General features: G+C 71.0%; 21 protein-coding genes. 15 read left to right on the top strand and 6 right to left on the bottom strand.

Translation table 11 applies throughout. The features are described 5' to 3' along the window. Nucleotides 1-80 precede the first annotated feature (80 nt). The 6 genes from JOD54_RS17980 to flgN form a co-directional block, all read right to left on the bottom strand. Complete coding sequence (locus JOD54_RS17980) at nt 81-2,072, bottom strand: APC family permease (RefSeq protein WP_372440324.1); 1,992 nt, start codon at nt 2,070-2,072, stop codon at nt 81-83. Between the two features lie 972 nt (nt 2,073-3,044). Then, nucleotides 3,045-3,347, bottom strand: a complete 303-nt coding sequence (csrA, locus tag JOD54_RS36015) for a carbon storage regulator CsrA (RefSeq protein WP_204451635.1) — start codon at nt 3,345-3,347, stop codon at nt 3,045-3,047. Between the two features lie 27 nt (nt 3,348-3,374). After that, the gene (fliW, locus tag JOD54_RS17970) at nt 3,375-3,776 is read right to left on the bottom strand and encodes a flagellar assembly protein FliW (RefSeq protein ID WP_307860150.1); all 402 of its coding nucleotides are present in this window, start codon (nt 3,774-3,776) and stop codon (nt 3,375-3,377) included. 98 nt (nt 3,777-3,874) lie between these two features. Continuing rightward, entirely contained in the window at nt 3,875-4,762 is an 888-nt protein-coding gene (locus tag JOD54_RS35575) for a flagellin N-terminal helical domain-containing protein (protein WP_204451634.1), read from the bottom strand. A gap of 3 nt (nt 4,763-4,765) precedes the next feature. Beyond that, complete coding sequence (gene flgK / locus JOD54_RS17960) at nt 4,766-6,148, bottom strand: flagellar hook-associated protein FlgK (protein WP_204451633.1); 1,383 nt, start codon at nt 6,146-6,148, stop codon at nt 4,766-4,768. Next, nucleotides 6,148-6,636 carry a flagellar export chaperone FlgN gene (flgN, locus tag JOD54_RS17955; RefSeq protein WP_204451632.1) on the bottom strand — a complete coding sequence of 163 codons (489 nt, stop codon included), beginning with the start codon at nt 6,634-6,636 and terminating at the stop codon, nt 6,148-6,150. The genes flgK and flgN overlap by 1 nt, the downstream gene beginning before the upstream one ends. A 220-nt stretch (nt 6,637-6,856) precedes the next feature. Here flgN and JOD54_RS17950 point away from each other — a divergent pair, with 220 nt between their 5' ends. The 15 genes from JOD54_RS17950 (at nt 6,857) to JOD54_RS35080 (ending at nt 20,351) form a co-directional block, all read left to right on the top strand. Next, the gene (locus JOD54_RS17950; protein WP_204451631.1) at nt 6,857-7,726 is read left to right on the top strand and encodes a sigma-70 family RNA polymerase sigma factor; all 870 of its coding nucleotides are present in this window, start codon (nt 6,857-6,859) and stop codon (nt 7,724-7,726) included. 195 nt (nt 7,727-7,921) lie between these two features. Further along, complete coding sequence (locus tag JOD54_RS17945) at nt 7,922-9,097, top strand: flagellin N-terminal helical domain-containing protein (RefSeq protein ID WP_204451630.1); 1,176 nt, start codon at nt 7,922-7,924, stop codon at nt 9,095-9,097. Nucleotides 9,098-9,209: 112 nt separating this feature from the next. Further along, nucleotides 9,210-10,496 (top strand): flagellar filament capping protein FliD, encoded by a 1,287-nt coding sequence (fliD, locus tag JOD54_RS17940; RefSeq protein ID WP_204451629.1) that lies wholly within the window; start codon nt 9,210-9,212, stop codon nt 10,494-10,496. 15 nt (nt 10,497-10,511) lie between these two features. After that, nucleotides 10,512-10,901 carry a flagellar export chaperone FliS gene (gene fliS, locus JOD54_RS17935; protein WP_204451628.1) on the top strand — a complete coding sequence of 130 codons (390 nt, stop codon included), beginning with the start codon at nt 10,512-10,514 and terminating at the stop codon, nt 10,899-10,901. Beyond that, nucleotides 10,898-11,230, top strand: coding sequence for a hypothetical protein (locus JOD54_RS17930; RefSeq protein WP_204451627.1), 333 nt, complete (start codon nt 10,898-10,900; stop codon nt 11,228-11,230). Before fliS ends, JOD54_RS17930 begins: the two co-directional genes overlap by 4 nt. A 371-nt stretch (nt 11,231-11,601) precedes the next feature. Then, nucleotides 11,602-11,952: a flagellar basal body rod protein FlgB gene (locus JOD54_RS17925; protein WP_204451626.1), complete on the top strand. Its 351-nt coding sequence runs from the start codon at nt 11,602-11,604 to the stop codon at nt 11,950-11,952. Between the two features lie 2 nt (nt 11,953-11,954). After that, nucleotides 11,955-12,347, top strand: coding sequence for a flagellar basal body rod protein FlgC (locus tag JOD54_RS17920; protein ID WP_204451625.1), 393 nt, complete (start codon nt 11,955-11,957; stop codon nt 12,345-12,347). Continuing rightward, a complete protein-coding gene (fliE, locus tag JOD54_RS34215; protein WP_204451624.1) occupies nt 12,344-12,664 on the top strand; it encodes a flagellar hook-basal body complex protein FliE in 321 nt (106 codons plus the stop codon). The genes JOD54_RS17920 and fliE overlap by 4 nt, the downstream gene beginning before the upstream one ends. Then, nucleotides 12,661-14,325 carry a flagellar basal-body MS-ring/collar protein FliF gene (gene fliF / locus JOD54_RS17910; RefSeq protein WP_204451623.1) on the top strand — a complete coding sequence of 555 codons (1,665 nt, stop codon included), beginning with the start codon at nt 12,661-12,663 and terminating at the stop codon, nt 14,323-14,325. The genes fliE and fliF overlap by 4 nt, the downstream gene beginning before the upstream one ends. 5 nt (nt 14,326-14,330) lie before the next feature. After that, the gene (gene fliG / locus JOD54_RS17905) at nt 14,331-15,347 is read left to right on the top strand and encodes a flagellar motor switch protein FliG (protein WP_204451622.1); all 1,017 of its coding nucleotides are present in this window, start codon (nt 14,331-14,333) and stop codon (nt 15,345-15,347) included. After that, nucleotides 15,331-15,966, top strand: coding sequence for a FliH/SctL family protein (locus tag JOD54_RS17900; RefSeq protein WP_204451621.1), 636 nt, complete (start codon nt 15,331-15,333; stop codon nt 15,964-15,966). Before fliG ends, JOD54_RS17900 begins: the two co-directional genes overlap by 17 nt. After that, complete coding sequence (locus JOD54_RS17895) at nt 15,963-17,303, top strand: FliI/YscN family ATPase (RefSeq protein ID WP_307860149.1); 1,341 nt, start codon at nt 15,963-15,965, stop codon at nt 17,301-17,303. The genes JOD54_RS17900 and JOD54_RS17895 overlap by 4 nt, the downstream gene beginning before the upstream one ends. Further along, the gene (locus JOD54_RS17890) at nt 17,303-17,737 is read left to right on the top strand and encodes a flagellar FliJ family protein (protein ID WP_204451620.1); all 435 of its coding nucleotides are present in this window, start codon (nt 17,303-17,305) and stop codon (nt 17,735-17,737) included. Before JOD54_RS17895 ends, JOD54_RS17890 begins: the two co-directional genes overlap by 1 nt. Further along, nucleotides 17,734-18,717, top strand: coding sequence for a transglycosylase SLT domain-containing protein (locus tag JOD54_RS35085; protein ID WP_204451619.1), 984 nt, complete (start codon nt 17,734-17,736; stop codon nt 18,715-18,717). The genes JOD54_RS17890 and JOD54_RS35085 overlap by 4 nt, the downstream gene beginning before the upstream one ends. Next, the gene (locus JOD54_RS35080; RefSeq protein WP_204451618.1) at nt 18,714-20,351 is read left to right on the top strand and encodes a flagellar hook-length control protein FliK; all 1,638 of its coding nucleotides are present in this window, start codon (nt 18,714-18,716) and stop codon (nt 20,349-20,351) included. The genes JOD54_RS35085 and JOD54_RS35080 overlap by 4 nt, the downstream gene beginning before the upstream one ends. Nucleotides 20,352-20,353: the final 2 nt, after the last annotated feature.

The following is a 20,353-nucleotide window of genomic DNA, read 5'->3' as shown; positions in this document are numbered from 1 at the left end:
ACCATCTCCTCACCGAACCGCGTTCGTTTCCCGGACACTCGGCTCGGGTGGGCCGGAGATGAGGAAAACACCACACCGCCTCAGCCGACGTGGATGCCTGGCCTGCGCTCGGGGTCGGGTTCGGCGGTGCGCAGGATCTCCCTGGTGACCGGCGCCGTGTCGCCCTGGCCCAGCAGCAGGTACCGGAACAGGTGGGTGAGCGGGTTGCCCTCGGACCACTCGAAGTAGCAGTGCGGCTTGACCCCCGTCGCGTCGCGCAGGGCCAGCAGCAGCGCCGCGATCGCGTTGGGCGCCGCGGGGCTGTCTGCGCGCAGCACCCGGTGGCCGGTCACGTCGACCCCGCGCACCCGCAGCACGTCGCTGAAGTCCGACGGGTCGACCACGTCGATCTCCAGGAACAGGATGTCGGCGCTGCCCGGCACCGGGTTCAGCCCGCGCTGCTCGACCTCCTTGGCCGCGTACTCCTCGGCGTCGCCAGCCTGCCGCTTGTTGGCGATGATGTTGAGCCTGCCGTCGTGGTTGATGGAGTCGGTGATGAACCCCCTGGCGGCCTCGTCGAACTCGATGCGGTCGGCGCGCAGCTCCGTGGTGCGGGTGACCCTGGAGATCAGCGACACCACGATCACCCCGGCGACGAACACCGCCGAGATGGCGATGCCGTCCGGCTTCTCCACGACGTTGGCGACCAACGCGTACAGCAGCACCAGGGTCAGCACGGTGAACCCGGCGGCGGGGCGGGTCTGCTTGCGGCGGAACGCGGACACGGTCACCGCGAAGGCACCGGACACCATCATCGCCAGGATCCCGGTGGCGTAGGCCCCCGCCTGGGCGTTGACGTCGGCCTTGAAGGCGATGGTGATGCCCACGCAGATCGCGGTGTAGACGAGCACAACGGGCCGGATCGCCCGACCCCACTCCGGCGCCATGCCATAAGAAGGCAGGTACCGGGGCACGATGTTGATCAGACCCGCCATCGCGGAGGCACCCGCGAACCACAGGATCAGGATGCTGCTGATGTCGTAGACGGTGCCGAACGCGTCACCGAGGCGGGTGTGCGCCAGGTACGCCAACGCGCGCCCGGCCGCCTCGCCGCCCTCGTCGAACTTCTCCTTGGGGATCAGCACGGTTGTGATGAGGCTGGTGGCCACCAAGTAGCCCGACATGATCAGCGCGGCGGTGGTGAGCAGCCTACGGGTGTTGCGGATCCGGTTGGCCAGCCGCTGCTTCGCGTCGGCCCCCTCGGCGGCGATGAGCGGCATCATGCTGACCCCGGTCTCGAACCCGGACAACCCCAGCACCAGCAACGGGAACGCGAGCACAGCCGTACCGGCGATGTCGCCGCCCGCCGTGAGCGCGGTCCACCAGTCCGCCAGTTGGGTCCCGTGGGTGACCAACTCCCCGATCCCCACGACCACGATGACCGCGTTGAGCGCGAGGAACACCGCCACCAACGGGATCGCGACCGAGACGGCCTCGCTGAACCCGAGCAGGAAGACCCCGCCGAGCACGAGCAGCAGCACCACGGTGACCAGCACCTCGTGCCCGTGCAGGAACGACGGGAAGAACGGGTTCTCCACCATGTGCACCGTGGCGTCCGCCGCCGACAACGTGATCGTGATGATCCACGACGTCGCGACGAACCCGAGCAGCACCAGCACGAACACCTTGCCCCGCCAGAACGGCAGCAGCTTCTCCAGCATCGCCACCGACCCCTGCCCGTTGGGGCTCTCGTGCGCGACCCGCCGGTACATCGGCAACATCCCGAACAACGTCAACACCACGATCAACACGGTCGCGATCGGCGAGATCGCCCCAGCCGCGACCACGGCGATGGCAGGCAGGTACGACAACGTGGAGAAGTAGTCCACCCCCGTCAGGCACATCACCTTCCACCAGGCCTGGGGCTCCCCGTGCTCCTCCTCCCCCGCCCGCCCCACCGGCTGCACCCGGTGCTTCAGCAGCCACCTGACCAACGGCCGCCTCGGCACACCCCCCTGACTCGGCGAGTCCACTTCAGCCGGGACGAGGTACTCGGGCTCGACGATCTCCGCCTGCGGGCTGGCTTCCTGCACGGGAGCAGCATGCCCCAACTCCACGCCCCCTGCGCCCCCATCAACCCCCAGGTTCCCTGGGGCAGCACCGATTCCTCCACCCCTGGGCGAATTGCCCCAGATCCTGGAGGTCCAGTGCCAGCCCACCCCACCGAGCCAGCCCACCCACCTCAGCCCCACCGAGCCAACCCCGCCAGCCCGGCCACCGCCCCCCGAAGCAGCTGGTGCCAACCCAACCCACCGAGCCAGCCCACACAAACCCCGCCCACCGAGCCAACCCCGCCAGCCCGATCACTGGACACTCGGAAGCCGCCCACACACAGCTCGATGGGGCGGACCTGTTTTGCGTGGGGTGGCGGCAGCCGTAGCGTTGTGCGCTGCAGGGCCACGCTTTTCGGCCCCAGCTTTGCGGTCCTGCCACGGCTGGTGCAGGGGCCCCGCGCAAAACAGGTTCGCCCCATCGAGCACCCCCAGCCACCACGAACCGACCCCGCCAACCCAGCCCCCCGAGTCAGCCCCGCCAGCCCGACCACCGCTCCCAGGAAGCCGCCCACCTAAATGCTCGATGGGGCGGACTTGTTTTGTGTGGGGTGGCGGCAGTCGTAGCCTTGCCTCGCTGCAGGGCCATGCTTTTCGGCCCCGGCTTTTGCGGTCCTGCCACGGCTGGTGCAGGGGCCCCGCGCAAAACAAGTTCGCCCCATCGAGCACACCGCACCACCACGAACCGACCCCGCCAACCCAGCCCACCGAGTCAGCCCACTCAAGCCAACCACTGGACACTCGGAAGCCGCCCACACACTGCTCGATGGGGCGGACCTGTTTTGCGTGGGGGAGCGGCAGTCGTAGCGTTCTGCGCGGACAGGGCCATGCTTTTCGGCCCCAGCTTTGCGGTCCTGCCACGACTGGCGCAGGGGCCCCGCGCAAAACAGGTTCGCCCCATCGAGCACACCGCACCACCACAGACCAGGTCGCAAGGCGCGAAGCGACGAGCCGTCAGCTCCCAGGCGGCCCAGGCACCGGCGGCCGCGGCACAGGCGGCCCCGGCACAGGCCCACGCGGTTCCTGCACCCGCTTCCGCAACGCGTCCGTCAACAACGCCGCCCCCTGCTCCGCCGTGCGCGCCGCCGCCTCATTGGCCTTGCGCAACTCCCGGTAGACCTCATCGCGGTGGACGGTGACCGAGCGGGGCGCCTGGATGCCCACGCGGACCACGTCGCCCCTGATGTCGAGGATGGTGACGGTGACCTCGTCCCCGATCCGCACGCTCTCACCGGTTCGACGGGTCAGCACCAGCACGTGATCACTCCTCCCCCGCCCTCGGGATCAGGCGGGCAGCAACCGGGCACGGATGGGGAGATCTTCCTCCAGGATGACCTGGACCGCCCGTCGGGTGCTCTGGTCGACGATCACCGGCGCGAGCAGGTTGGCGGTGGCCTCGGCGACCGTGCCAGCGGCGGTGACCACGAGCAGGACCAGCAGGTCGTTCGGGTCGGTGGTGCCCAACTGCTCGAGCACCTGTTCACCCACCCGGGGCGCGTAGTCGGGGTAGAACGGCGCCGGGGGCACGACCAGGAACCTCAGGTCCGGGTCGTCGACCGAGCGCAGGGTGAACAGCGGGCCGTCCTCGTCGACCGCGACGAGCACGAACTCGCGGTGCTCGGGGAACCCGGGCATCGGGGTGCGGAACTCGATCGTGGGCAGGGCCTTGGCTTCGGTGGTGCTCACGGCGGACGCGGTGCCTCCTCGGGGCGTTGGCGCGGACAGCGTGGAAGGTCCAGCGATCAGCGTGGACGGTCCAGCAGTCAGCGTGGAGGGTCCGGCGGTCATCGCAGGAAGTCCAGCAGTGAGGGCTGCACGACCCGGGCGGTCGCCGCGAGGGCGGCCTCGTAGCCCGCGCTCTGCGTCTGCAGGTCGATCACCGCCTTGGCCATGTCGATGTCCTCGATCTCGGACAACCGCGACGTCAGCGCCAGGACCTGGGTGCTGGCGGTGTCCTGGGCCGCGGTGAGCTGACTGTAGCGGCTGCCCACCGCGGTCAGTTCGTTCGTGAAGCGCGACTTGGCCGAATCCAACCGATTGAGGTCACTCGACAGGGTGGCCGGGTTGGTCTCCAGGCCGGTAGCGATCGAGTCCAGCACGTCGAAGACGTTGCCCGCCGCGGTGCCGAACACGTCGGCGGAGACGTCGACGCGCACCTGGGAGCTGTCGCCGACGCGGCGCTGCACGCTGCCGGTGTCGCCCTGGTACGCGCCGGTGTCCAGGAAGGCGCGGTCCTTGTCGGTGGTGCCGCCGAAGACCGGGCGGCCCAGGTACGAGGTGTTGGCGACCGAGATCATGTTGTCGCGCAGGCCGCGGATCTCGACGGCGATCCCGGCGCGGGCGGCGGGATCGCCGACCGCGGGCTGCGACATGCCCTGCAGCACCAGGTCGCGGGCCCGGTTGAGCAGGTCGCCGCCGGTGGAGAGCGCGGCCTCCGCGGTGCTGAGCCTGGCGACGCCGTCGGTGGCGCTGCGGTCGTAGCGCTCGCGGGCGGCGATGTCGTTGCGCAGCTGCATCGCCGACACGGTGCCGGTCGGCGAGTCGGACGGCTTGGCCACCTGCTTGCCGGTGGTCATCTGCTCGCGCAGCCGGTCGACGTTGTTGGCGCTGGTGCGCAGACCGGCCAGCACCTTGGCCGAAGTGGACTGCTCGGTCACGCGGAATGCGACCACGGCTTAGACCCCCATCCGGTTGATCAGCGTGTCGAGCATGGAGTCCACCGTGGACATGACGCGCGCGGCGGCCTCGTAGGAGCGCTGGTAGGTGATCATCGAGGTGAGCTCCTCGTCCAGGTTGACCCCCGAGGCGGCGGCGCGGGCGGCGTCGACCTGGTTGGAGATCGTGGTCTGGGTGGCGACGGCCTGCTCGGCGGCGCGCACCCGCATGCCGATGTCGGCGGTGTTGGTCTGGTAGACCTCGTCGGCGCCGCCCGCCTTCGAACCGAGCCTGGCCATCACGTCGGCGTTGCCGCCGCCGAGGGCCTGGGTGTTGCTCGAGGACGCGGCGATGGCGGCCGGGTCGGTGGTGGCGACCTTGATGGTGGCCGCGGTGGTGCCCGACAGCAGCGCCCCGCCCGCGGTGCCCGCCTTGGTGAAGCCCGCGGCGTTGGCGGTGTTCACCGTCGTGGTGAGCGCGGCGGCGACCTTGTCGAAGCGGGTGAGCTGGTCGGTCAGGACGTTGTTGAGGCCGTTGACCAGGGCGCCGGTGGTGCCGCCCGCGCCGGTGGCGGCGGTGTCGGTGTCGACCCACTTGAGGGTCACCGGGTCCGACACGGCGGAGGCGATGTCGGCGCCGTTGGTGACCTTGAGGTCGCGCGAGGTGCCGCCGCTGACCAGGGCGGAGCCGCCGAGGGTCAGCGTCACCGAGTCGTCGGCGCCGCGGGTGAGCTGGGCGCCGGTGAGCTCGACGAGCTTGAGCGCGGCGTTGTCGCGCTGGTCGGCGAGCTCGTTGTGGCTGACGCCAGCCGCCTTGGCGCGCACGACGGCGTCGTTGAGCCCGGCGAGCTGCTTGGCGGCGGCGTTGATGTCGTTGACGGTGCTGACCAGCTGGTCGCGGCGGGCGGTGAACTGGTCGGAGAGCTGGGCGGAGGCGGCGTTGAGGGTGTTGGCCACCGACTGGGCGCGGGTGAGCAGCTGCGTGCGCGACCCGACGTCGCCGGGGTTGTCGGACACGTCGGCGAAGCCCGACCACAGGTCGGTCAGCTGGGCCTGCAGGCCGTTGTCGCTCGGCTCGTTGTAGACGCGCTGGACGTCGGTGAGCACCTCGTGCGCGGTCTCGGTGGTGGCCTTGCGCTCGTGCTCGGAGCGGACCCTGGCCTCCATGTAGGCGTCCTGCAGCCGGTTCACCGAGGTGACCTGCACGCCCTGGCCGGTGGAGAGCTTGTTCGGGGTGGACCAGAAGGCGGGCACCGGGGAGCCGCCGACGGAGGTGGTCTCCAGGCGCTGGCGGGTGTAGCCCTCGGTCCCGGCGTTGGCGATGTTCTGACCGGCCAGCTCAAGGCCCTGGCGCTGGGTGCGCAGGGCGGTGAGGGCGGTGTTGATCCCGTTGAAGGAACTCACTACAGGGCCTCATCCACCAGTCGGGCACCCACTGCGGCGGGTGCGGTGCTGCCGTCGGCGCGGTACAGGTCGCCGTCGCCGCCGCCGCGCACCACGCGCAGCGCCTCGGCGACCGTGCGGCGACCGGAGGTCAGCAGGTCGCGGTTGGCCTCCACGGCCGCCTCGATCTCGGCGGACAGCGTGGCCAGCGCGGTGCGGTGCTCGCTGAAGACGGCCTTCCAGGGCTCGTCGAGGGCGTCGGTGAGCGCGGCCAGGCTCGGGCCGGGCGCCAGGCCGAGGGTCTCGGCGAGCTCGTCGACGGCGGCCGCCCGCAGCAGTTCGGTGCTCTGGATGCGCTCGAGCATCAGCTCGACCTCGTAGGTCGCCGACCCCAGCCACCTGGTGCGGCCCGCGGCCAGCAGCAGGCTCTCCACCTCGAGCTTGAACAGCAGCAGGGACAGCAGCTCGCGCTGCCGCCAGAGGATCGCCGAGGTCTCTACGGGGTTCATCTGCACGGCCTCCGGTGGGCGGTCTGAGGTTCTCAACAAGCCCTATCGGCCCGGTGGGGGCACGCTTGAGGAAACCGCAGCAAAGCGTTTCCGGACCTCGCACCCCAGACGCACCCGTGAGGCACTTGGGACGCACCCTCCGACCCCCACCTTTGACGTCATCAGGGCGGACACACCAACCGCCCAAGGCGTCCCAGATGGATGAGCGGCGGAGGAAGCAATGTCGGAGAACCCCACCACCACCCGTACCACCGACACCGACAGCCTGATCTCGGCGAACCTGCCGCTGGTCGGTCACGTGGTCCGGGAGATGCTGGCCCGGGTTCCCGCGCACGTCCGCCGCGACGAGCTGTTCTCCGCCGGTTCCGAGGCCCTCGTGGCCGCGGCGCACGCCTACGACGCCGGTCGCGGTGTCCCCTTCCCCGCTTACGCCGCCGTCCGCGTCCGCGGCGCGCTGCTCGACGAGCTGCGCGGCCAGGACTGGGCGAGCCGCTCGGTGCGCGGCAAGGTCCGCAAGCTGGAGAGCGCCCGCGACGCCTTCGTCGCCGAGCACGGCCGGGTCCCCTCCGACGCCGAGCTCGCCGCGGCGCTGGACACCGACGTGCGCACCGTGGTGTCCATCCGCGACGACGTGCAGCGCTCCTTCGTGGTGAGCCTGCAGTCGGTGGTCTCCGAGGGCCCCGAGGCCAGCGAGATGGTCATCCCCGACGAGCGCGCCACCCCCGAGGACCTCATCGTCGAGCGCGAGCGGGTCGGCTACCTGCGCGACGCCGTCGAGGTGCTGCCGGAGCGGCTGCGCGTCGTGGTCGAGGAGTACTACTTCAACAACCGGCCGATGGCCGAGATCGCCGAGCGGCTCGGGGTCACCGAGTCGCGGGTCTCGCAGCTGCGCGCCGAGGCCACCGCGCTGCTGCGCGAGGGCATCAACTCCCAGCTCGACCCGGAGCGCGTGTCGTCGGCGGACAAGCCGGACGGTTGCGCCGCCCGCCGCCGCGCCTCCTACTACGCCGCCGTCGCGGCGCAGGGCACCCTGCGGACCCGTCTGGCCAAGACCACCGCCCAGGGCGTCCCGGTCGACATGTCCGCGTAGTAACAGGCTTCCGTCCCGCTTCAGTTTGTCGCTCGTCGTGCCGAATTGACGCGTTGACGTGCGGGAAGTGGAAAAGCAAGACCAACTACAAAGAATCTTCCCGCCGGCGCTCAGGTCCGGGCCGGGAGCGCCGAATTACTCGGTGCCTGCCCACGGAAGGGCGGGGATAGGGACTCTCTTCAAGGAGGAAACATCATGAGTCTGCGCATCAACTCCAACATCGCTGCCATGAACGCGTACCGCAACCTGTCGGTCAACGACAAGCAGATGCAGGGCTCGCTGGAGAAGCTCTCGTCTGGCCTGCGGATCAACCGCGCCGCGGACGACGCCGCGGGCATGTCGATCGCTCAGGGCCTCCAGGCCCAGATCGGTGGCCTCAAGGTCGCGACCCGCAACGCCCAGGACGGCGTCAACGTCGTTCAGACCGCCGATGGCGCCCTGAACGAGTCGGCCGAGATCCTGCAGCGCATGCGTGACCTGGCTGTCCAGTCCGCCAACGGCGGGTCGCAGGACACCAACGCCCAGGCGGCGGCTCAGACCGAGTTCGGCCAGCTGCAGTCCGAGCTGGACCGGATCGCGAAGACCACCTCCTTCGGCGGCCAGAAGCTGCTGGCCGTTGGCACCGCTGGCGGTACCGCTTACACCGGTTCCTTCCAGGTCGGCGCCAACAACACCACCGACGACCGCATCGACGTCTCGCTCAACGCGTCGGTGTTCGGTGCCGCCGGTACCAAGGCCAGCAACACCCTGTCGGGCACCTTCAGCGCGGCCCTCGACACCGAGACCATCACCGCCTCCATCGGCGGCAACGGTGCCACGGTCACGCTGAACAGCCCGTCCAGCTTGGACGACGTTGTCAACCAGCTCAACGGCAACGCTTCCTTCAGCGCTTCGTTCGTCGCCACCAAGGCGGGCGCGGACCTGAAGATCTCGTCCAAGGTCGCTCAGTCCGAGACCATCACCGTCTCCTCGTCGGCTGCTGGTCTGACCGCGGGCACCGCGGTCGCGGGCACCACCGGCTCCACCGCCACCGGCTTCGACAGCGCTGGCCTGGGTGTCGGCACCGCCGTGTCGCTGAGCAACACCACCAACTCGCGCAACGCGATCGACGCGGTGGACGCGGCGATCAAGAACCTGTCGACCGCCCGCAGCCAGCTGGGTGCGTACCAGAACCGGTTCGAGCACACCATCAACAACATCAACGTCCAGGTGGAGAACCTCTCGGCGTCCAAGTCGGCGATCACCGACACCGACATGGCGCAGGAGATGGTCAAGTTCACCCGGTCGCAGATCCTGTCCCAGGCGGGCACCGCGATGCTCGCCCAGGCGAACCAGGCTCCGCAGAGCGTTCTGCAGCTCCTGCGTGGCTGAGTGAACTCGGCCCGGGCACTGATCAGCCAGATCAGTGCCCGGGCTTTTCTCATGCCCGGCCCCGCCGGGCCGATGTAGTGGTTGACCCCGGACGAAGAAGAAGGCCCCTCACATGACAAGTGTCGACGGACTCGTCACCGGCCTGGACACCACCTCCATCATCTCGCAGCTGATGAGCTTGGAGGCGGCGCCGCAGACCCGCCTCAAGAGCAAGGTGAGCGACCAGCAGAAGCTCACCACCGCCTACCAGGCCATCAACGCCAGGATGCTGGCCGTGCAGAACGCGGCCAAGGACCTGGCGGCCTCGACCACGTGGACCGCGGTCAAGGCGACGTCCTCGTCCTCGGCCGTCTCGGTCGCCGCGTCGACCACCGCGCTGCCGGGTACCGCCACCTTCGACGTCACCTCGCTGGCGACCACGCACGTGCTGACCTCCGCCGTGCCCGGCAACGGCACGCCCGCCGCGGGTGCCTCGCTCGACCTGGTCTTCGCCGACAAGACCGTGAACGTCGCGGTCACCACCAACACCCCGCAGGGTGTCGCCGACGCCATCAACGGCGCCAACGCCGGTGTGCGCGCGACGGTGTTGACCACCACGACCGGCCAGGTGCTGCAGTTCTCCGCGACCGGAACCGGCGCGGCGAAGTCGTTCAGCGTCTCCGGGCTCACCAACGCGACCGCGGTCATGACGCAGGGCGCGGACGGCATCGTCACCGTCGGGAACCCGAACGCGGGCGGCTACAAGCTCTCCAGCGCGGACAACACCTTCACCGGCCTGATCCCCGGTGTGACGGTGACCGCGGCCAAGGTCGAGTCCGGCATCACCGTCTCGACGACCGCCGACCAGGGCAAGGCGGCCGACGCCACCCAGTCGCTGGTCACCGCGGTGAACTCGGCGCTGTCGCTGATCGACGGCTACACCGCCTACAACGCCACCACCAAAACCGCCGGGGTGCTGGCGGGCAACCCGATGGTGCGCAGCCTGCGCGAGCAGTTGCTCACCTCGGTCAGCAGCGGCGTCCCGAACGGGACCTTCAGCACCTCCGGTGTGTCACTCGACCGCACGGGCGCGCTGAAGTTCGACCGCACCGCGTTCCTGGCGGCGGCGGGCAAGGACCCGGCCGCGGTGAAGGCCCAGATCGGCACGACGCTGACCGGCCGCTACACCGAGGTGGCCGACGGGGTCAGCAACAGCACCACCGGCAAGCTCACCCTGGTCATCCAGAACGGTGACGCCTACGTGCGCAAGCTCAACGACCAGATCACCGACTGGGACGGCAGGCTGGCGTCCAAGAAGGTCGCCCTGCAACGGCAGTACACGAACCTGGAAACCGCGCTGGGCAAGCTGAAGGACCAGTCGAGCTGGCTCTCCAGCCAGCTCGCTGGCCTGAGCTCGTAGCCGAGGAGAACCCTGATGTCGAGCCCCGCACTGCGCCAGCGCTACCTCGCGGATTCGGTCACCACCGCCACCCCCGGTCGCCTGCTCGTGATGCTCTACGACCGCCTGTGCCTTGACCTCTCCCGCGGCGCCGAGGCACTGGACGCCGCCGACCGCGAGACCGCGTCGGGTCTGCTGCTGCACGCCCAGGACATCCTGCTGGAGCTGCAGGGTTCCCTGCGCCCGGAGGCCTGGGAGGGCGGCAAGGAGCTGGCCGGGCTGTACGCGTTCCTGCTGGCCGAGCTGATGCGCGCCAACCTCAAGCAGGACGCCGCCGCCGTGCGTGCCGCGCTCGCTGTGGTCGAACCGCTGCGCGACGCCTGGCGGGAGGCTGTGGAAGCCCTCCCGGCGAACGGGTCGAAGTGAGCGACACGGCGGGCGCCTGGAACCTGGCCTGGGCCACGGCGCTCGACCGGTTGGAGTCCGATGTGGCCTCCGCCGAGGCACTGCTCACCGAGGAGCACATGCTCCGCGAGTTGCCGAAGTTCGACCCGTGGACCCCGCCAGCGGGGTTGGGGCCGCTGCCGCTGGACATGCGCCCGCGCGCGGACGCGGTGCTGCGCAGGCAGTTGGAGGTGGCCACCAAGCTGGCCGCCGCGATGTCGGGTGCGGCGATGCACTCGCTGGTGCTGGGCAAGATGGTCGAGGACGGCCGCGACCCCGCCCGCCCCAGCTACGTCGACGTGGCCATGTGAGTCGACATAGCCGCGTGACCGGTTAGGCGAGAAACAACCCCAGTAGACCCGCGGCCAGTGCCCGGCCGCGTGTACGACCGCGCCCGCGACCCACCTCCTCCCAGGGTCGCGGGCGCGGTCCATTCCCGCGCCGGTGTCGGTACCCGGCGGTCGGATGATCGCGAACGCGCGCGGGCTGTGATCGGGGCCACTCCGGTGACCATGGCGATGACCTGGTGAAAGAGCACCCGAGTGGCAACCGAACGGCAGCCGCGACACCACCACCCGGAACTCAGACTTCTCCTCACGACGCCGAAGAAGCCCGTGAGCACGGAACGCTCAGTTTCACCCGCCACGGATCGGCGACCAACCGGCATGAAGGAGCACCGGTCGTGTTCGACGATCTGACCACCCAGGCCGTGCGGGCCTCATTGGACGGTCTGGCGATGCGCCAGCGGGTCCAGGCGAACAACATCGCCAACATCGAGACGCCCCACTTCAAGGCCAAGAAGGTCGAGTTCGAGACCGCGCTGGCGCAGGCCATCTCCGACGGCGACGGCGCCACCGGTGTGCGCGCCTCGGTGTCGACCTCCCGGTTGGCCGCCCGCCAGGACGGCAACAACGTCAACCTCGACGAGGAGACGCTGGGCTCCACCGAGACCGGGCTGCGCTACCAGCTGATGCTGCGCGCCATGGACGACCGCTACGGGTTGGTCAGCACCGTGCTGAAGGGTGTGCGCTGAGCATGTTCAACATCATCGACACGGCCGCCAGCGGCGTCTCGGTCCACCGCAAGTGGCTCGACGCGGTCGCCGACAACATGGCCAACATCAACAACGTCGCCTCCACCAACGGTCCCGCCTTCCAGGAGCGCTTCGTCGTGGCCAAGGAGCTGCCGACGCACAACGGCACCGTGGTCTCCCAGGTGCTCTCGGGCGACAAGACCGGCCGGATGGTCTACGAGCCCACCCACCCGCTGGCCGACGCCAAGGGCTACGTCCGGTACCCGGACATCGACCTGAGCGAGCAGATGGGCTACCTGATCATGGCCCAGCGCGGGTACCAGGCAAACATCGCCGCCGTCGAGCGGGCCACCTCGGCCTACCAGGCCGCCCTACAGTTGGGGAAGAACGCGTGAGCAGCCCGATCAGCGCGATCACGTCCGCGATCGCACCGCCCGCCGTCGTCGCCCCGATCTCGGTGGCCGACACCTCCGCCGCGAACGCCGCCTCCGGTGCCAACTTCGGCGCCATGATCGGCCAGGCGCTGCAGAACAGCCAGCAGGTCCAGGACCGCGCGGCCGACCTCGCCGTCAAGGCGGCCACCGGCTCTGACATCGACGTGCACAACTACCTCGCCGCGGCCACCGAGGCCAACCTGACCACGCAGCTGACGGTCCAGGTCCGCAACAAGGCCGTCGAGGCCTTCCAGGAGATCATGAGGCTGCAGGCGTGAACCAGGACCGGATCATGGTGTTGCTGCGCAGGGTTGTCGACGGTTTCAAGGCCTTCTCGCTCGGCCAGAAGATCGTCGTGGTGGCGGGCGTGCTCGTCGCGGCTATCGGGATCTGGGTCTACTTCGCGTTCTTCTCGGCGACCACCAACTACTCGCCGCTGTTCTCCAACCTCGCGGCCAAGGACGCCTCGGCCATCGTCGACGAGCTCGACGCGAGCGCGATCCCCTACGAGCTGGCCGACAGCGGCACCACGATCATGGTGCCCGCCGACCAGCTGTACTCGCTGCGGCTGAAGATGGCCTCCGCCGGTCTGCCCGCCTCCGAGGACACCGGCTACTCGCTGCTGGACCAGCAGGGCGTGACCACCTCGGAGTTCATGCAGCAGGTCACCTACCAGCGGGCGCTGGAGGGTGAGCTCACCAAGACCATCAAGTCGATCGACGGCGTCACCGCCGCCTCGGTCCACCTCGCCATCCCCACCAAGGACGTCTTCTCCGACGACGCGACCAAGCCGACCGCCTCGGTCATGGTCGCCACCTCGGCGGGCAAGAAGCTGGGCTCCGAGCAGGTGCAGACCATCGTGCACCTGGTCGCCTCGGCTGTGGAGGGCATGGACCCCGACAACGTGACCGTGGCCGGGTCCGACGGCACCGTGCTCGCCGCCCCCGGCGCCGGTGACACCGGGTCCACCAGCACCCGCCAGCAGGAGACCGCCGCCTACGAGCAGCGCCTGTCCAGCTCGCTGCAGTCGCTGCTGACCCAGGTCGTCGGCCCCAACCACGCGGTCGTCAAGGTCACCGCGGACCTGGACTTCGACACCTCGGAGACCAAGAGCCAGACCTACACCAAGTCCGACGCCCCTGCGCTGTCGGAGAACACCACCGACGAGACCTACACCGGCACCGGCGCGGGCGCCTCGGGCGCCAACGGCGGGGTCCTCGGCCAGACCAACGGCACCGAGGGCGACACCACCAGCACCGGCTCCACCACCACCGACGGCAACGGCACCTACTCGCAGCAGAAGGCCGTGCGCAACAACGCGGTCAACTCGGTCATCGAGACCAGGCAGAACGCCCCCGGCCAGGTCCGCAAGCTCGGCGTCGCGGTGCTGCTGGACGAGACCACGCTGGCCAACGCCGACCTGGCGCAGATCCGGGAACTGGCCGCCTCCGCGGTCAGCCTGGACGCCACCCGCGGCGACACCCTCGCGGTCAGCTCGATGAAGTTCAACACCGCCGCGGCCGACGCCGCGCAGCAGGAACTGGCCACGCAGACCGCCGACGCCACCAAGGCCGAGCAGATGGGCCTGATCAAGCAGGGCGCCGTGGCGCTCGCGGTGCTGGTGCTGCTGCTGGTGACCTGGTTCGCCTCCCGCCGCCGCCGCAAGCGCAACCGGGTGCTGCAGGCCGCCGAGCTGCAGCGGTTGGACGAGATCAAGGCTGAGCTCGAGCGCACCAGGGCCGTGGCCATCGAGGCCGCCGAGGAGAAGGCCCGCCTGGAGTCGGCGGCCGGTGAGCTGGCCGCGATCGGCAGCGGCACCGGTGGCGACGTGGACGGCGCGCAGGAACGCAAGCTCAAGGAGATCGAGGCGCTCGTCGACGAGCAGCCCGACGAGGTGGCCAGGCTGCTGCGCGGCTGGCTCGCGACGAAGGGGGCCTGACCCACATGTCCGAGATCGCCAACACCCCCGAGGGCCTGCGCAAGGCCGCGGTGCTGCTGCTGCAGATGGGCAAGGACGGGTCGGCCAAGGTGCTGTCCAAGCTGCGCGAGGCCGAGGTGGAGATGCTCTCCGCCGAGGTCGCCCGGCTCGGCGCCGTCGACGCCACCTACACCAAGACCGTGCTCGACGAGTTCCACGCGATGGCCAAGGCGCGCAAGCACGTGGCGCACGGCGGCATGGACTACGCCCGCGAGCTGCTCATCGAGACCCTGGGCCACGACCGCGCCGACGAGATCGTCGGGCGCATCGGGGCCACCATGGTCGACGTCCCGTTCCGCTTCCTGCAGCGGGCCGAGCCGCGCCAGGTGCTCTCGTTCGTGCAGGACGAGCACCCGCAGACGGTGGCCCTCGTGCTGGCGCACATGCCTGCGAACCTGGCCTCCGCCGTGCTCGGCGGGCTGGCCCCGGAGCGGCAGAGCGAGGTCGCGCTGCGGGTGGCGACCATGGGCCGCACCTCCCCGGAGATCGTGCGCAAGCTGGAGAACCAGCTCGAGCGCAAGCTCTCGTCGCTGCTGCAGCCCTCGGACGTGTCGACCATCGGCGGCGTCGGTCCGCTGGTGGACATCATCAACCGCTCCGACCGGGCCACCGAGCGCTCCATCCTCGACGGGCTGGCCAAGCGCTCCCCCGAGCTGGCCGACGAGATCCGCAGCCAGATGTTCATGTTCGAGGACCTGGTGGGCATCGAGGACAAGTCGCTGCAGCTGGTGCTGCGCAACGTGACCCCGGCCGACCTGGCCACCGCGCTCAAGGGTGTGCGCGAGGACGTGCGCGACAAGGTGCTGCGCAACCTGTCCGAGCGCGCCGCGGAGAGCCTGGTCGAGGAGATCGAGGTGCTCGGCTCGATCCGCCTGCGGGTCGTCGAGGAGGCCCAGGCCAAGATCATCGGCGAGATCCGCACGCTCGAGGAGTCCGGTCAGATCGTGCTGCGGCGGGGGGATGACGATGAGTTCGTCGCCTGAGCGGATCGGGACCGTGGTGCGCGGCGGGGACGCCGCCGTGCCGTTCCAGATCGGTGTCACCTCCGCCAACCAGAGCGGTCGCGCCGGTGCGCACGCCGAGGGCTACGCCACCGGCTGGGCGCAGGGCATGCGCGAGGCCAGGGAGGCCACCACGGCCGCCCGAGACCGCGCCAAGGCCGAACTGGACCGGCTGCTCGGCGAGCGCGCCCAGCGCACCGACTTCGCCGTGTCGGCAGTGGACACCGCGGCCAGGCAGGTGCTGGCCACCACGGTGCGCCGCGCCGAGGACCTGGCCGAGCAGGTGCTGGCCGCCGCGGTGGAGCTGGCCGAGGCGATGCTGGGCACCCAGCTCTCGGTCGCGGTGACCGACAGCGCGCGCGCCGGTCTGGCCCGCGCGGTCGGGGCACTGCCCGCGACCGCGGCGGTGACCGTGCGGGTCAACCCGCTCGACCTCGCCGAGCTGACCGCCGACGGCGACCCCACCCCCGGTCGGGAGGTCACCCTGGTGGCCGACCAGACCGTGTCCCGAGGTGACGCGATCGCGCTGACCGCCGTCACCACCGTTGACGCCACCCTGGGCGCCGCACTGGCCCGGATCCGAGCGGAGCTGGCCCCGTGACCCAGACCATCGACCACCCCGTGTTCGGCGCGCGGTTCGCCTCGCTGCTGCCCGCCGCCAAGCCCACCCGCACCGGCGTCGTCGTCGGCGTCGTCGGCCTGGCGGTCACCGTGTCGGGCATCGTCGCCCGCATCGGCGACCTGGTCCAGATCGGCCCCGACGAGCAGCCGCTGCTCGCCGAGGTCGTCGCGCTCGACCACGAGCGCGTGGTGTGCCTGCCGCTGGGCCCGCTCGGCGGGGTCGGCGTGGGCAGCCCGGTGGTCAACACCGGTGGCCCGCTGCGCATCGCCGTCGGCGAGGAGCTGCGCGGGCGGGTGCTCGACGGGCTGGGCAGGCCGATGGACGGCGGGCCGCCGCTGAGCGGGATGAGCCGGGTGTCGGTGGACATGGCGCCGCCGTCGGCGATGGAGCGCTCGCTGATCAGCGAGCCGCTGCAGCTGGGCGTGCGGGCGCTGGACACGATGGTCCCCTGCGGGCACGGGCAGCGCATCGGCATCTTCGCGGGCTCGGGCGTCGGCAAGTCCAGCCTGCTGTCGATGATCACCCGGGGCACCCAGGCGGAGATCACCGTGATCGCGCTGATCGGCGAGCGCGGGCGCGAGGTGCGCGAGTTCCTCGAGCACGACCTGGGTCCCGAGGGCCTGGCCCGCTCGGTGGTCATCGTGGCGACCTCCGACCAGCCGCCGCTGGTGCGGCTGCGCGCCGGGTTCGTGGCCACCCGGATCGCCGAGTTCTACCGCGACACCGGCAAGAACGTGCTGCTGATGATGGACAGCCTCACCCGCATCGCCATGGCGCAGCGCGAGGTCGGCCTCTCCGCGGGCGAGCCGCCCGCCACCCGCGGCTTCCCGCCGTCGGTGTTCGCGCTGCTGCCCACCCTGCTGGAGCGGGCCGGGCCCGCCCCGGTCGGCGGCATCACCGGGCTCTACACCGTGCTGGTGGAGGGCGACGACCACAACGAGCCGATCGCCGACGCGGCCAGGTCCATCCTGGACGGTCACGTGGTGCTCGACCGCAAACTGGCCACCGCGGGCCACTTCCCCAGCATCGAGGTGCTGGAGTCGGTGTCGCGGGTCACCGGCGCCATCACCACCCCGGCGCAGCGCGGCGACTCGTCGACCCTGCGCCGGTTGCTCGCCGCCCAGCGCGACGTGCGCGAGCTCGTGGAGATCGGCGCCTACGTGCCGGGCACCAACCCCGACGCCGACCGGGCGCTGGCGCTGCGCGGCCCGATCAACGAGTTCCTGCGCCAGAGCATCGACGACCAGGTGTCGGCGGATGTGGCGTGGCAGCAGTTGTCTCAGCTGCTGCACGGTGCTGCCGATGGGGGTCTGTGATGACGATCCGCACCAAGTTGGCAGCCGTGCTGCGCGCGCGCAAGGCCCAGGAGGACATCGCCAAGAGCGCGGTGACCCGGGCCAACGCCGTGCTGGCCGAGGCGGGCGCGCACACCGAGTCGCGCGCCGAGTCGCTGCGCGCGTGGGCAGGTCCCCGCGACGGGGACTCCGCCAGCTACGTCGCCGCGATCGCCGCGGGCCGGGCACTGGCCGTGGCGCTGAGCGAGGCCCGAGCGCACGAGCGGGCCGCGCGGGCGGCCAGCGAGGCCGAGAACGGCGTTCTGCGCGAAGCGGCGCAGAAGCGGCGCGGCGTGGAGAAATTGGTCGAGCGGGTGACCGAGGAGCAGCGGCTGGCCGATCTGGCGGCCGAGCAGCGGGTGGCTGACGAAGTGGCCGGAACACGACGCGGTGACGGGCGGGGAGACAACCTATGAGCGGTATCCAGGCGATCATGTCGCGGATGGCGGAGATCGACGCCCTCCTGCCGGGCAAGACCCAGCAGGTCGACGCGAGCTCCGGCACCGAGTTCGCCTCCGCGCTGACCGGCGCGCTGGGCGACGCGGAGTCCGCGGGCACCGCCACCGGGGCCGACGCCGTCACCGCGGCGCAGAAGTACCTCGGCATCCCCTACGTCTGGGGCGGCACCGACCCCGCGACCGGCCTGGACTGCTCCGGCCTGGTGCAGCGGGTCTACGGCGACCTGGGTGTCGACCTGCCCCGGGTCAGCCGCGACCAGGCCAAGGTGGGCACCGCGGTGCCCTCGTTGGACCAGGCCAAGCCCGGCGACCTCGTCGCCTTCGGCTCGCCGGTGCACCACATCGGCATCTACATCGGCGACGGCCAGATGATCCACGCGCCCGAGGCGGGCCAGGACGTCACGGTCGGCAAGGTCTACGAGACGCCGACCGCGATCCGACGGGTGCTGCCGGAGACCTCCTCGAACACCTCCGCCCTGTCCTCGCTGTCCGGGCTCACCGGCGCGGACACGCTCACCGCGCTCACCGGCAAGTACGGGGTCTCCAGCGGCGGGTCCTCGGTGTACTCGTCGCTGTTCACCCAGGCGACGCAGAAGTACGGCCTGCCGTCCGGGCTGCTCTCGGCGGTCGCCAAGCAGGAGTCGAACTACAACCCCAACGCCGTCAGCAGCGCGGGTGCCCAGGGCCTGATGCAGCTGATGCCCGCCACCGCCAAGGGCCTCGGCGTCGACGCGATGAACCCGACGCAGGCCGTCGACGGTGCCGCGCGGCTGCTCAAGAGCCACCTGGAGACCTTCGGCACGGTCCCGCTCGCGCTGGCCGCCTACAACGCGGGCCCCGGCGCGGTGCGCAAGTACGACGGCATCCCGCCGTACAACGAGACCCAGAACTACGTCAAGAAGATCATGGCGAACCTCAACGCGGGAGCCGCGGCATGACCATCCCCGGTATGAGCCCGGCGCTGACCAGGCCCACCACCACCGCCACCACCACTGGCGGCACCGCCGAGGGGACCGGCGACAAGACCGCTTCGACCGCCGCACCCGCGTTCGCCGACCTGCTGCAGGCCATCGCGACCTCCGCGACCGTTGCAGCGCCGACCACCGCAGACCCGAGCGCGACCGGGCAGGTTTCCCTGCTGAGCGCGCTCACCGCGGGCCTGAGCGAGTCCACTGAGGACGGCCCTGCGGCGGAAAGCGCACCGGACGCGGCGGGACAGGCCACCGCGGTGCTCATGTCCGGCCTCGGGGTGCCGACTCTCGGTCTACCCCCCGCGGCGGCCACACCGCCCGCGAACACCAACTTCACCGCGGAAACACCGGCCACTCCCGTCTCGACCGACCCGGTCGTCACGATGGCCCCGATGGCGACGGCCGTCCCGATCGTTGTGCCGGGTCCGCAGACTCCCGCCGCCGCGGCGTCCCAGCCCGCCGCGGCGGCGGTGTCCACCGAGACCGCCCCCGAGTCGCCCGCTACCGCCCTCGCCGCGGCACCCGGGACAACCGCGCCGGAGACCGCCGTCCAGGTGGGCAGCGAGGCCCTCAGCGCCGCGCAGACCCCCACAACAGGCCCCACGGGTGCGAACCAGGTGCCGACCGGCAGCGAGACGGGTGTCCCCCTGCAGACCCGGCCCGCGGCGGCCGACAACTCCACCGTGGACAACGCGACCACCTTGTCGGCCACCGCGCCGACCACCGACACCGGGACCGTGCTGGCTCAGACCCAGCCCGCGGCCCCGGTCGAGGTCGCGTTGCCCAGCCACACCGCCAAGGCCCAGTCGACCGAGGCCACCTCCGCCGAGACCGGCGACGCCCAGGTGAACTCCACCCAGGGCACCGCCACGGTCAAGCCGGGCGAGAAGGCCACCGACGGCGACAAGTCCGACCGCGACGACAAGTCCGGCACCGAGCGGGCGACCGCGGGGATCGACCCGACCGCGAGCGCCGAAGTCCAGCAGCTGTCGCTGGTGGACACCGCCGCCGCGCAGGCAACGGCGTCCACTGTGTCCACTCAGGCCACGCCGACCGCCGACCAGCCGGTCGCCCCGGTCGCCGCGCCGCTGACCGGGGTGGACTTCACCGCGGTCCGCACCCAGGCCGTCGACGCCGCGCAGGCGCCGCAGACCCCGGCCGCACCGGTGCACGTGCACAACGCGCACCAGCTGGCCAGCGAGCTCAGCCCGCTGCACGGCCACAACGGCGAGCACACCCTCACCGTGCACCTGCACCCGGTCGACCTCGGCCCGGTCAGCCTCACCGCGCGCATCCAGGGCGGGGACATCCACCTGGACCTGGGCAGCGCGACCGAGGCCGGTCGCGAGGCGCTGCGCGCCGCCCTCCCGGAGCTGCGCCGCGAGCTCGAGCGCGCCGGGTTCACCTCGTGCCTGGTCGGTGACGGCGCCTTCGCGGGCACCAACGCCGGTTCGGGTGAGCAGTGGGCGCAGCGCGCCCAGTGGGACCAGTGGACCGCCGCGGCGACCAGCCGCGGCGAGGTCCGCACCGCACCCGACCACCAGACCACCGGCCCAGCCGCGCCCGCGCGTTCCGCGGGTGTGCTCGACCTGCACGCCTAGGA

Source organism: Actinokineospora baliensis (assembly GCF_016907695.1).
In the GTDB taxonomy this organism is placed as follows: domain Bacteria; phylum Actinomycetota; class Actinomycetes; order Mycobacteriales; family Pseudonocardiaceae; genus Actinokineospora; species Actinokineospora baliensis.
The sequence above is the reverse complement of the archived record's forward strand: the minus strand, read 5'-3'. Positions and strand labels throughout refer to the sequence as shown.

Excerpts from the sequence above, each read along its gene's own strand:
- JOD54_RS17950 (WP_204451631.1), top strand. The coding sequence starts at position 6,857 with ATGTCGGAGAACCCCACCACCACCCGTACCACCGACACCGACAGCCTG.
- fliG (WP_204451622.1), top strand. The coding sequence starts at position 14,331 with ATGTCCGAGATCGCCAACACCCCCGAGGGCCTGCGCAAGGCCGCGGTG.
- JOD54_RS17920 (WP_204451625.1), top strand. The coding sequence starts at position 11,955 with ATGTTCAACATCATCGACACGGCCGCCAGCGGCGTCTCGGTCCACCGC.
- JOD54_RS17900 (WP_204451621.1), top strand. The coding sequence starts at position 15,331 with ATGAGTTCGTCGCCTGAGCGGATCGGGACCGTGGTGCGCGGCGGGGAC.
- JOD54_RS17945 (WP_204451630.1), top strand. The coding sequence starts at position 7,922 with ATGAGTCTGCGCATCAACTCCAACATCGCTGCCATGAACGCGTACCGC.
- JOD54_RS17890 (WP_204451620.1), top strand. The coding sequence starts at position 17,303 with ATGACGATCCGCACCAAGTTGGCAGCCGTGCTGCGCGCGCGCAAGGCC.
- fliS (WP_204451628.1), top strand. The coding sequence starts at position 10,512 with ATGTCGAGCCCCGCACTGCGCCAGCGCTACCTCGCGGATTCGGTCACC.
- flgN (WP_204451632.1), bottom strand. The coding sequence starts at position 6,636 with ATGAACCCCGTAGAGACCTCGGCGATCCTCTGGCGGCAGCGCGAGCTG.
- JOD54_RS35080 (WP_204451618.1), top strand. The coding sequence starts at position 18,714 with ATGACCATCCCCGGTATGAGCCCGGCGCTGACCAGGCCCACCACCACC.
- fliD (WP_204451629.1), top strand. The coding sequence starts at position 9,210 with ATGACAAGTGTCGACGGACTCGTCACCGGCCTGGACACCACCTCCATC.
- JOD54_RS35085 (WP_204451619.1), top strand. The coding sequence starts at position 17,734 with ATGAGCGGTATCCAGGCGATCATGTCGCGGATGGCGGAGATCGACGCC.